This is a genomic window from Gilliamella sp. B3464 (genome assembly GCF_026536145.1).
Lineage (GTDB): Bacteria > Pseudomonadota > Gammaproteobacteria > Enterobacterales > Orbaceae > Gilliamella.
On the sequence record NZ_JAFNOQ010000005.1, the window covers coordinates 65,949 to 78,901 of the forward strand.

At 28.5% G+C, this 12,953-nt stretch carries 9 protein-coding genes; all 9 read right to left on the reverse strand.

Going from position 1 to position 12,953, the window contains the following annotated elements:
* Positions 1 to 328: 328 nt before the first annotated feature.
* The 9 genes from J3U57_RS07130 to J3U57_RS07170 all read right to left on the reverse strand — a co-directional run bounded on the left by J3U57_RS07130 (position 329) and on the right by J3U57_RS07170 (position 12,952).
* Positions 329 to 2,272, reverse strand: coding sequence for a peptidase U32 family protein (locus J3U57_RS07130; RefSeq protein ID WP_267344124.1), 1,944 nt, complete (start codon positions 2,270 to 2,272; stop codon positions 329 to 331).
* A 212-nt stretch (positions 2,273 to 2,484) separates the two neighbouring features.
* On the reverse strand, positions 2,485 to 4,173 hold the full coding sequence (locus J3U57_RS07135; RefSeq protein WP_267344123.1) for a Stealth CR1 domain-containing protein: 1,689 nt from the start codon (positions 4,171 to 4,173) through the stop codon (positions 2,485 to 2,487).
* On the reverse strand, positions 4,166 to 5,254 hold the full coding sequence (locus J3U57_RS07140; RefSeq protein WP_267344122.1) for a glycosyltransferase family 4 protein: 1,089 nt from the start codon (positions 5,252 to 5,254) through the stop codon (positions 4,166 to 4,168). Before J3U57_RS07140 ends, J3U57_RS07135 begins: the two co-directional genes overlap by 8 nt.
* A 22-nt stretch (positions 5,255 to 5,276) precedes the next feature.
* Positions 5,277 to 6,365, reverse strand: a complete 1,089-nt coding sequence (locus J3U57_RS07145; protein WP_267344121.1) for a Stealth CR1 domain-containing protein — start codon at positions 6,363 to 6,365, stop codon at positions 5,277 to 5,279.
* An 11-nt stretch (positions 6,366 to 6,376) separates the two neighbouring features.
* The gene (locus J3U57_RS07150) at positions 6,377 to 7,603 is read right to left on the reverse strand and encodes an acyltransferase (RefSeq protein ID WP_267344120.1); all 1,227 of its coding nucleotides are present in this window, start codon (positions 7,601 to 7,603) and stop codon (positions 6,377 to 6,379) included.
* A 24-nt stretch (positions 7,604 to 7,627) separates the two neighbouring features.
* Positions 7,628 to 8,809, reverse strand: a complete 1,182-nt coding sequence (locus tag J3U57_RS07155; RefSeq protein ID WP_267344119.1) for a capsule biosynthesis protein — start codon at positions 8,807 to 8,809, stop codon at positions 7,628 to 7,630.
* A 582-nt stretch (positions 8,810 to 9,391) separates the two neighbouring features.
* Positions 9,392 to 11,473, reverse strand: a complete 2,082-nt coding sequence (locus tag J3U57_RS07160) for a capsular polysaccharide biosynthesis protein (protein ID WP_267344118.1) — start codon at positions 11,471 to 11,473, stop codon at positions 9,392 to 9,394.
* Between the two features lie 19 nt (positions 11,474 to 11,492).
* On the reverse strand, positions 11,493 to 12,152 hold the full coding sequence (locus J3U57_RS07165; protein WP_267344117.1) for an ABC transporter ATP-binding protein: 660 nt from the start codon (positions 12,150 to 12,152) through the stop codon (positions 11,493 to 11,495).
* On the reverse strand, positions 12,149 to 12,952 hold the full coding sequence (locus tag J3U57_RS07170; RefSeq protein WP_416379666.1) for an ABC transporter permease: 804 nt from the start codon (positions 12,950 to 12,952) through the stop codon (positions 12,149 to 12,151). Before J3U57_RS07170 ends, J3U57_RS07165 begins: the two co-directional genes overlap by 4 nt.
* Position 12,953: the final 1 nt, after the last annotated feature.

The window sequence follows — 12,953 nt, forward strand, 5'->3', positions numbered from 1 at the left end:
GTATAAGAGCTACTAATCTTTCTATATCTTCTCAACATATAAAATAACAACAATATTAGTCTTATTGTCGTCACTTCCCTTTGATTTTAAGAATGGTAATAATGTAACCCTGTTGAATTATCACTAATTATTTTTTAGTCAAAATACCAAGCAAATAAAAATATTATTAATAATCAATAACATAAAGTTTGCATAATGTATATTATGTTAAATTAACATAATTATTGCGAACTTCTGTTTTGTTGTTACCTTACTAAACATGACTAAAAAATTTTTCATAATTAAATACTAAACTAAAAACGTCAAAAATTATTAACCAATTTACAATTTAACTATTTTTAGTCAGTAAAATGACCTCACTACCGGGTAATGGCATTTTTAGAATATGATTTTTTATTTTCCCCCAAACTTGCATTTCACACGCTTTACAATTAAATTTTAGCAGTAGCTCCTCATTGTTTTGAATAAGCTTCATTGGTGTAACTTTAGTTTTAACACCTTGTATACCTTTAGCTTGTTTAGGGCATAAGTTAAATGCAAAACGTAAACAATGTTTAGTTATCATTAATGGTGCATCATCTTTAACTTGGTGAGCTTCATAAGCACTTTCAATTAATTCAACCCCATGCTGAGTGTAAAATTCTCTAGCTTTATGATTATAAACATTGGCCAAAAACGATAACTGATTTTCAGGATATATTGGCTTTGGTATTAATTCAGGTTTGCGCTTTTGTCGACAGTAACTTTTTAGTCGTTCTGTGGTTAATTTTGCGATAATATCTCGTCTAAATTGGTTAAGTTGACTGCTGGGAATAAAATAGACTTTTGATAAATTAATTTTAAAATCAATTAGATAATATATAGTTTGACCAAGTTTTGAAAGATTATCACGAATATTGTTAATTGCTTTATCAGGTTGATCTGCAATAGCAAATACGCTATTTAGCTCTAATGTAACGCAAATGCCCTCTTCGCTTTTAGCTGAAAGAATAATTCCACCATCTTGATTACTTAATTCAAATATAACACCAATTCGTCGATCACTTGAGTTTTTAAGTAAATTTTGCTGCCAAATATGGTCTAAGTTTCGATTAACTAAATAAGGTAATTTCACCGAAAACAGCGCTTTAGGAATTTCATTCGGGAAAATTCGATAATGACCAACTGCAATTTTTTCTACTTTATCGGCTCTAAAACCATAAATTTCACGTTTAACTAAAACATTTAAACCATCACCGTTAGTTAACAATTTATCTGTTTTAACCTCTATCGTTTTGGATGTAACTTTTGTAATTTCACCTATGGATAAGCCAATAAATTTTGGTGAGTCAAAAGCCCCTATATCCGGTTTTCGGCCATGAACAAAATAATCGGTACTACCTCGATGGAAAGTTCGATTCGGATCGGGCGTAAAAAAGAACTCCGTTTTACCGCTTGATTCTGGAGATAAATCAGGATACTCACATAAAATGTGATCTAATTTTTGACGATAAAATGCAGTAATATTTTTTACATAACTTAAATCTTTATAACGCCCTTCTATTTTGAATGATCGCACGCCTGCGCTGATTAATTCCCGCAAATTATTTGATTGATTATTATCTTTCATAGATAAAAGATGTTTTTCGTAAGCAACAATTCGACCTTTATCATCTTTTAAGGTGAAAGGTAATCGGCATGCTTGAGAACAATCACCACGATTGGCACTACGCCCTGTTTGAGCATGAGAAATATAACACTGACCGGAAAATGCAACACAAAGTGCACCATGGATAAAAAATTCTATTTTTACATCTATTTGTTCATGAATTTTAGCAATTTCAATTAAATTAAGCTCTCGAGCAAGCACAATTTGCGAAAAACCAACTTCAGACAAAAATTTAGCTTTTTCAGGTGTTCTTATATCCATTTGAGTGCTGGCATGTAAATCAATCGGTGGGATATCCATATTTAATATGCCCATATCTTGTACAATCAATGCATCGACACCTGCATCATAAAATTGCCAAATAAGCTGTCTTGCAGCTTCAAGTTCATTATCATGTAATATGGTATTGAGAGTCACAAAAACTTTTGCATAATAGTGATGAGCAAATTCAACTAATTGAGCAATATCACTAACAGAATTACCCGCATTATGTCTAGCACCAAAACTCGGTCCACCTATATATACTGCATCAGCACCATGCAAAATAGCTTGTTTGGCAATTTCAATATTTTTAGCTGGACTAAGTAATTCTAATTTATTGTAGGTCGCTTTATGATGCAACATTTAACTATCTCACAAACTCAGGTTAAGCAGGTATGGAATTGACAAGTGTTATAGTGATTATCACAACACTTGTCAAGACAATATAAGATTAAATAATGGATTTAAAATTAACGGTTATATGAACCATTTCGTAAGGCATCGATCCGTTTTTCTAATGGTGGATGCGACATAAATAATTTAATTGTCAAACTATATAAATATTACCAATACAATTAAAAGGATTTATCTAATTCCCATTCAGCGGCAATTGGAAATGCTTTCATCATAAAACTAGCTACTTTCGATATTTGTTCTTCCGTAATAGTTCTATGATCATTTAGACAAAATACTTCACATTTACCTTCTTTAATTTTTAATAATAAGTTAGATAATTTAGAGTCCAAATTTGGATCATCAGAACTAATATATTCATATCTAATTGAAGATACAACGCTCTTTCCTTCTGAATAAGCGAAATACGATGACATAAGATATAAAGGAGAAATTGTTTCAGTCTCTCTAAATCTAGAACGACTTGTTTTATCTATTTGTTTTTGAAACAAATCAATCATTTTTTCAATAATATGTATATTTTTAATCATTGGAGCATGCAGAGGCCAAAATGAAGGCCACTTATTAAATTTTTCGTAAAAACATTGGGCTGTGAATAGAGATAACTGAGTTGTGGGCTCGCTATCTGCAAAAACTTCACCATAGGCATTAGGAATAGGCTCAAGAAATAACTTAGCTACACCATTAGGATGAATAAAATGTTGTTTGCTTACAGGAGAGCCGAAAAAATAGTCATCATTTGCATATATAAAATTATCCGATAATCCTTCTATTTTATGAATCCAAGATTCGATAGCTACAGAATTAAATACTGGTAAGCTCGTCTTATCATTACATATGTCATCATGGTTAATCATAACGATTTTGTCGTGATCTGTATCTAACCAATAAGGTATTTGATGATCAGTAACTATAAATATCTTTCTTATAAATTTAGCATACGCTGCAACACTACGTAGAGAATATCTTAGTTGTTCATAATCTATAAAACGTGTATCTTGATTCTGTATACTTTCTCCAGAATAATAACTTTTTTTTCTTAACCATTCAGGATCACTATCACTTACCCAAGTATATACTATATCAATTGGGCCTTCATATTCATCAAAAAGAAATGAATCTAGTCTTAGCATTGATTGAATATTGTCAATATGTTGAATATCTTTTCCTAATCTTATTGGAGCAAATGAATGCACCGTTCGATTAACATGAGCTTTTGGTATAAATTGAATTTGGGAGTTTTTATTTCTTGTCATAATTCCGTGTGGAGTCATATACCAAGGATCAAATTGAAATATTGTATTTTTATATACATATTTATCATCATGAAAATACAATCTAACTAAATCATATCGATTGCTCCCTTCTACAATATATACATTTTTTGTGAACTTCTCACTGCTCCTAATTAATTCAATAATGTTTGTTACAAATAGATCTTGCACAGCTATTCTAATAATATGATTCCAACCTGTATGAACAATATGATAATTTATCCCTGCTTTATCTAATAGGCTAAACAGCACTGCATCTTGTTCGTGAGGAGTAATAAAATCTTCAATTAAGGTTGATAATCCAATAGTGCTTGAATTAGTCTGTTTTACTTTTTCTGGAGTACTTTTAGTAGGTAAATTAAGCTGTTGCTCCATTCCCTTTGGAGTTTTTGTAAGAATAACATTCTCAGTTGAACTTGATTTTTGTGTTATGTTTTCTGGAGAATTTTTAATAATTACATTAGAAGCTTGTATTACGTTTTGCTTACGACTTAGTTTCTTAAATAAAAATGAATCTTCAACAAAAGCTTTAGGATTTTTTATTAGTTTACGAGTTTTTCTTATCAATTTAGACATTATAATTATCCTCAATAGTTACATTTTCAAATTCAAGGCAATTATGATTATTAGGAAAATATGCCAAGTCTAGTTTACGCATAGCATTTGATAATGAATATTGATCAATTTTTTTCTTATTTACAAACCCTATAGATGGATTGTCTATGTATTCTTTTATTTTATTTGATAATGCATTAACATTCTCATTTTCAAATAGATAATTATCCGACTCTAGTATTTCTTTAAATGATGGGATATTTGTTGCTATAATTCTGCAACCTGCATTTATAGCTTCTAGCAAAACAAGACCAAATGATTCAAAACGAGATGGAATAACACATATATCTGCAATATCTAGCATACATGCAGCATTGAATATTTTTCCAGTGAATATGATGTTTTTTGATGCAATTTTTTTTAAATACGCACTTTCTGTACCATCACCAATAATAATCAGTTTATATTTTTCTGAATTAAGTTTATTGAATGCTCTAATAAGTATATCAGCGCCTTTGACTAAATCTAATCTTCCTATATATACAATATATTTATAATGATCCCTAATATAAAACTTTCTTTTTAATAAGAATAATTGTTTTTTAAATGAATAAGTCGCATTACAAATAAAATTCTCTACAGTAAACACCTCTCCAGAATAATCATCAGGAATTTCTTGTTTTTGCCATTTTGCCACAGTAAATAATTTATCTGCAAAATAATACAACGGATGAAATCTTACATGCATTGTTACACAAATATTGAATGTTAGCCCAAATTTTTCTTTTATAAGTTTTCCAAGCAAACATCCATAAGGCAAATGAGCATGAAATATATCAACAAGAGAAATTTGGTGAATAAACAACTCATTTTTCATTAAATTTTTCATTTGATTATCTGGATGTGTTTCATTTTGTTCAACCCAAAATATATTTATAGCAGGCAGAAATTTTCTCAGAATATCTCTATCTTTAAATGCCTTATTACGTCTAAGTATAACGGTAACATTATCGCCTCTAGCTGCTTGTTCATTAGCAATACATGCTGCGATTGATTCTGAACCAGCCCACCCCCCGTGGGTTATTACATGAAGTATATTCATAAAATTAAAATCCAAACCAGTTTTAAGTATAAAATTTTTCTAGAAAAATCATTAAATTATCTTTATATTGTAATGACGAGTCTTTTTTTGATTGAAAATCATTTGCACAAAATGAATGAGGTAATAACTGCTTTTCCTTTTTAAAATTTAATAAACTATAATTTGTATTGGCAAAAGCAGAACGAATATTAAAATAATAGCAGATATCCCTCGCCAGCATGGATTGCCGTTCAAAATACATAATCCACGGAACTAAAAATGTAGCTAAATTAAGATCATTCTCATCTCTAAATCGATTACTAATAAAAGAGTTAATTTCAAAATTAAAATGTGACCATGCAAAAGAAAAATAAGCTTTTTTTAAAGGGATATATGTATGAACTAAAGGAACATTAATATTTTTTTTATACTGTTTGAATAATAATTTTCTTGAATTCAAACATGCTGATAGAGTTGGAGTTGTTATACCTTTTTGTAACATTTCATCTAAATTTCTTCTATTTAAGAAGAGTGAAGATATATTATTTCCAGACAAAAAGTGAGATTTTGGTAAGTATCTTGCAATAAATACATCATCATTGAAGTAAATAAAGTTCTCGGACAGATCAGGAACATTATGTAAATGAGCCTCAATAACATGAGAATTGAAAGTAGGAAGATATTTTTTATCAATAATTTGACTATGATTTATAATCTTAACTTTGCTAGAAAGATCAAATTTAGGAATTTGATTATCAGTAATTAAAAAGATAGTTCGAACCCAAGGCATATTTAGTTCAATACTTTTAATTACATAAAATAATTCTCCATGATCCTCAAACCTGGCATTGTCTATAGCAATAGGGTTAATATTATTAGCTTTTTGGTTTTTATAGTATTCAAATTTTATTATCCAATCAGGATCGCAATTATTTACCCATGTAATAACAACATCAACAGATTCATTTGTTTTGTTCTCGGTAATATCATATAGCCTTAAATCATTTTGAATTAAGATATTTTCATCTACCAAATTATGACCTTGTTCATCTAAAGACAAGGGATATTTTTTTATAAAATAATCTCTAAAAAATATTCCTGGATTTTTTAAAAATTTACTCAGTTTACTCATATAACCGCATATTATTTAAGTTTTTTTGTTATTTTTTCGAAATAAACAGTTTCTTGAATAAGATTTAATTTCAAAGAAACCATTTCATCTTCATAAAATGATTCCTTAAAATTTTCAATCTTTAGATCGCTATAATATTCCAATTCATTGAAAGTTGATTTAATCACTAATTTATATATGCCATCACAAATATCATCAATTAATAGCCCTTGATATTTAAAGGTGGACATACCAGCTTTATCATAGCTAATATAATCACCATTAAATAACTTTCGACTAATACTTGGGTCTGAAAATTTTGCCAATTTTTTGGAATAACATACATTTTCATTAATAAATAATAAGTAATTATTTATATGAGGGTTGAACTCTGGACAAGGCACACCAATAATAGCTGCAGTTCCTTTTAAATGAATCCTATTTTTTTTCAGATTAATTTCATATAAATCAATATAATGACGATGTTTTTTCTTATAAAGAAGTTTTTCTGGAGGCGTTAATTTGTATATATTATGAAATACACCTTGACCTACATATATAGGTCGATTCTCATTTGTTTCATTCCAATATTCTTTCTGAGGGATGATTTGATTTTCATGAGTCCTAATCCAAGGTTCATAAAGCATTACATGAGGCCTCTCCCAAGCAACATTCTTCTTAGTCACTTGAGCAGGCGTACCTACAATTACACAATTATTCGGATATTTGCCTTTAACTATACTAGCAAATCCTACAATTGAACCTTCTCCAATTTTACTTCCTGAAAGTACTACTGAGTTATAAGCAAACCAAACATGCTCACCAATAATAATATCGGTAGACTTATTTACTCTTTCTCCGGTATTAACATCATAAATCGCATGGGCATCATCAGAACGAATTTGATTTCCTGTAGAGAACATACAATCATCACCAATAATGATTTTTGTTTTTTCTGCTGATGTAATGTATATTTTATTAGTGGAAGTCACATTATTACCAATATTAATATAACAATGATATCCGGCCCTTATTTGCCCTGATAAATTTCCACCCTCTCCAATAAGAATAACGGCATTATGTGATGGAAAATCAAAATTAATATCATGAATTTTACTTGTATCTGAGATAATTAATTTATTGTTATTACCGACAAAATTTACAGTTACATTATTCAACATTTTTGGTGCAACAACTAGATTCCCTTTATTGTCTGAATAATTACCATCTACATTGATATTTGTTACTATATATCTCATTTGAATATTCTCTTTTAATTAAAATTATTTAGCATTTAACTTAAAGTCAGAGTAATAAACGGAACCTTTAATCTGAGATTTGTTATATAAATAGCTTCGATATCGTTCAAACAGTTCAGGATCAGGTTTTTGTCCTTCTTTCCAGAAACGATCAAGTCCGTCCTGAAAAGTTAATCCATTTATATCATAATGAGCATTACCTAAAGTTATTACAGGTAGTCCATGAATAAGCGCTGAAAGCCCACATGTACTGTTAACAGTAACTAATCCAATCGTTTTTCTAAGTAAAATTGGCATAGGAACACCATGAACATATATAACTCTTTTATCTACGCCATAACGGCTAGCTAATTTTTTTATTAAACGATTATAATTATTAAAGCCTTCATCCATAGGGTGATGTTTGATTAATAGATAGCTTTTATCATCTGCATACATAGAAAAAGATCGAATAACTCTAAAAATATATGACTTCATCGAATGATAGTGGCTATGAACTTGTATTTGAAAGTCTTGATTGCATTGCAAAGGAAAAACAAAAAAAGGTTTATATTCATTATTTATTACATTTTTTATTAATTTAGGTTGTATTAGTTTTGCCTTAAATTTTCGTAAAAGTGCTAATCCCCAACGAGATGCATAAAATGATAATGATGTTTTTCTATGATGTATGTAATTTGGATAATTATGTTTCTTCAACAACATAAAAATATAATAAATAGAGCTATAATAGACCATAGAGTAAAAATGAGATTTACTTTTATTTTCATCAATCGTTGTAACTTTGATGTTTTTATAAAAATCTTGGTTTTTAGGAATAAGAGAAAAGCCATTTACTCCATTTTTTTCAAACGTTATATAATGAGGTCTGAGATATCCCTCTTCAAAGGCCCAAAAAGATAAATTTGGATTAGAGTCAACTATTGACTTAGCAATTTTATGATAAGCGCGGCAATCACCAAAAACGATAATGGCATTAATTTGATGCTGTTTTATATAATCATCTAAAAAATGAGGAAATTTCTCAATTGATTCATAAAATGGAGTACTATTAATTGAATAGAAATGTTCATCTCCTCCATTGAAATTAATTTTATAAACATTACATCCAAATTTTTGTAACCATAATGATACCTTTTTAAAAAAAGGACCAACGGGACCTTGCAGCAATAATATATTTCTTTGAGTTGTGGCTAATTCATACAAATAATGACTCATTACAATCTTTATAACATATTATATATAAGAAAATTACTGTTCAAAATTAGATGATTAAGTTCCCACTAAGAACGAAATTTACTCTTATATTTTATTAATGTTATTCCTCAAATATCCGTTTTATGCAATACAAATCTTCCATTCAACTACTTTCCAGCCACTTATCTAAATGAATAAAAGCACAATAAAAATATGTTTTAAAAGTAATTAACGAAATACGTGTTCAAATGCAAAATATTTATGTTTAATGATTCTATTATGATAAAACAATATAAAAATTTTGTAAATTTTATTAATAAATATATGACATTTTTTATGTTAACTCATTAATAATAAATAATTTAATAAATATTAAGAAATACAATTTTTACAATTTAGTTTATAAAATGATAATTATCTAATAATATTAAGATTAAAAAATTAAAACCAATTAATTATTATTGGATAATGGTATGACATAGATTTAATGAGGAATTAAAATTTGAGTGATCAAAAGATCTTCAAATAAGCAGCGAAAGGAATTAGATAAATAATAGTTAATTATAAATGATAATATCATTGCTATGATAATTATCTAATTTTTGATGATTTTAGCTTATGAATAAGAAATATAATTTGTTTTAATTTGTTAAATTGCTTCTTAATCCAATTTTGCTTGATTGATGATTTATTACTTAATTTCTTATTATTTAGATAATGAATTAATGTTTCGGGATCAGTAAAATTTAATGAATCAGGATGTATATAAATAGCATATTCATACATTACAATATAAATTAATTCATGCAATGTTAATATCCGAGTTCTTCTGATATTAGGATATTTATCAACTGTTAATCCCCATCCTGAATAAAAAGGTTGTCCATAACATACAACTAGTTTATTGCGAATTAATGCTTCAAAACCAGCTAATGAAGTCATGGTATGGACTTCATCTACTTGCTCAATACAATCAATAATATCAACGAAATCAATAACTTCATTTACATATTTTAGTGCTTCTAATGTATCTATTTTACCTATACGATTTCCACTCAAAACATCTGGATGAGGCTTATAGATGATGTAATCATCAGGATTATTTTTTCTCACAAATTTTATTAAATCTAGATTTGTAGTGACCTTAGGAGAGCCATAAATAATAGATGCATCATCTTCAACCTGACCTGGTATCAATATAATTTTCAGTTTCTGATTAATTGACTTGATGCTAACCTTTTCGCCAACATTATACTTACCTAATTTTGTTTTTATTAGTAATTTTTGTAATGAAATGGCTTTTTCTATTTGGTACTGATCGACTTTTTTATTTTCAAGTAATAATTCTAATTCACTTTTATTTTGCGAATTAAAATAAATACCTAATTCATCAAAAACTAATGAATATGGCATTACTAAATTGGAGCCCAATCCAATTGATCTGATAAAACCATCCTCAACACGAATGGGATGTAAATTATCAATGAAGGGATATAAAGAATTTTTACCTTGTCCCCAAATTAAAATTTTTTGTGCTATCAGCTGGCTGTAATTATTTTGATTATTCGCTATATTTTTAAATTTTTTTATAGAATAAGCATTACATTTTATTGAAGGTAAATTTAAATAAGGTAATAAAACTTGCTTTTTCCAAAATGAAAATCCGACTAAATTAACACTACCCCTAAGTTTATTATTCAATTTTTTAATTTTAATTAAATAGTCAATAACATCAAATATTGTTCCTGTTTGGCCAGTATACGGATTAATATATTTACAATATAAAATATAACTGGCGATAAATAAATCAAGTATGCTAGCATCAGTTCTTCTATTATTATTCTTTATTTGATTTATACTTTTATGTCTATCATCTGTTACCCCCCATCCTGCATACCAAGGTAAACCAAAGGTAATAACTTTTTTTCCTAACAATAAAGCCTCAAATCCCATATGGGATGTTACAACATAAACTTTATCAATATTTTTTAATAGTGAAATTGGATTAACATCATCACTCATTAAAATGATTGATTTTTGATTAGCAACTTGAGTTAAATATCCTTTTTTGTATTTATTAATTACATCTGTATGAGTTTTTATATAAATAGTAGCATTTGGATTTTCTTTCTTCGCTGTATCCAACATTAATAAAAAAGTTTCTTGGTTAGCACCACCTAATTCAACGGCCATATCGCCATAAGTTTGATCAATAACTAATATCTTTTCATTTTCAGTATTACTTTTAAAACCAGAAAAAGTTTTAGCATGATTGTATTTTGATAACTCATTATCAATAATCAATTTTATGGCATGAGTTGCTTGTGCTTTATATTGATTTATAAGCACTTTATTTTTAATTAATCCTTCTAATTCTGAAGGTGTCCTTGAATCATAATAAATTCCTATAATATCAGCAATAAGAGATAAAGGAGGATATCCTTCAAGACCTAAACCAATAGAGCGTAAAAAACCGTCTTCTAATGCTATAAATGGTAATGAATTCTTTTTCGCATATGCTCTAGCTTTAATAGTCGTTGGGCGATAACCCCAACCAGCAACACAATCAGCATCATTTTTTCTATTTTTATAACTAAATGATAAATCGGAAAAAAAATGATTTATATTTTTTATAGATAAAATTTTTTTTGAGAAAACAACAACTTTTTTCATTCAAAGCTCTATTTAGTTATCAAGAAATTTTCTGTTGATTATTATGGTATTTATACGCTTCTTCTATTGTTTCGAACTGATATAGATTACCTGAATCTAATACCATTGCTTTATCACAATAATTTTTTATAGCATTCATATTATGTGAAACTAAAATAAGCGCACGATCTTTTTTATTTTCAAATAATTCTTTTTTACACTTTTCTGTGAATCTAGAATCACCCACAGCAATCACTTCATCGATTAGATAACAGTCAAACTCAATTGCTAATGATAAAGCAAAAGCCAGGCGTGCTTTCATTCCTGAAGAGTATTTTTTTACAGGTTCAAACAAGTAATCACCTAATTCAGCGAAATCTTCAACATATTTTTTGGTTTTTTCGATATTACATTCATAAATGCGGCAAATAAATTTTAAATTATCCATGCCAGTCAAACTACCTTGGAATGCACCTGAAAATGCGAGGGGCCAAGAAATACTCATATTCCTAATTATTGTTCCAGAAGTTGGTTTCTCAATTTCACTGATAAGCCTAATCAATGTAGATTTACCTGCTCCATTACGACCTAAAATACCTATTTTCTCTCCTTTTTTTAAGGAAAAATTAATATTATTCAGTACCGTTTTATAGCCTTTTCTAGTTGAATATTTTTTACAAACATCTTTAATGATTATCATTGGTTATTCTCAAGAATATAAGCTTCATTAGTTTTCACCATTGCTAAGCCCAAAAATAGCAAAGCAATATTACATAAGATTAGATAATTAACATTTTGATGTGTGTTTACTAAAGGTCCAAAATAGCCCGCACGAAACATCTCTGTACCATTAATTGGAGGAATTAGCAGCAAAACTTTCTGGACTTCGGGGGAGAAAGTATCAACCCAAAAAAAAGCTCCAGAAAGAGGAACAAGCAAAAAACTTAATGTTCCCCACATTTTATTAAAAACTTCATATTTAGCGGATAAAACGAAAATAATAAGCCCCAATCCTAAAGAAAACCAACACATCAACCCCCAAGCACATATCATGTAAAATGGATCATAAGGTATAACTATCAATCCTAGAAAAATAAATATAATCATAATAAATACCTGCGCAGCGCTTGCACCAATGATTTCAAGAGCAACACGTGCATAAACTAGATCTAAAATTCTTATATTTCGATGATATAATAGAGCCTGATTTGCGCTAACTGAATTTTTTGCTCGAGAAGATGCATTACGCCACATCATTACCATTGGATAACCAGTTATAACAAAAGCAATTATGTTGAGATTAGAAACGGAATTTATTTTAAAAAAAAACCACATCAAACTTATCAGTAAAGTAAATGACATTGGTTCAACAAATAACCAAAGAAAACCAATATTATTGCGCCCATAACGAGTAATAATCTCCCTTAAAACTAAAGCACTCAAAATATTAATTTGTATTTTAAGGGAACGTAAAAAAGAAGTTTTAGAGATAGAGTCAATC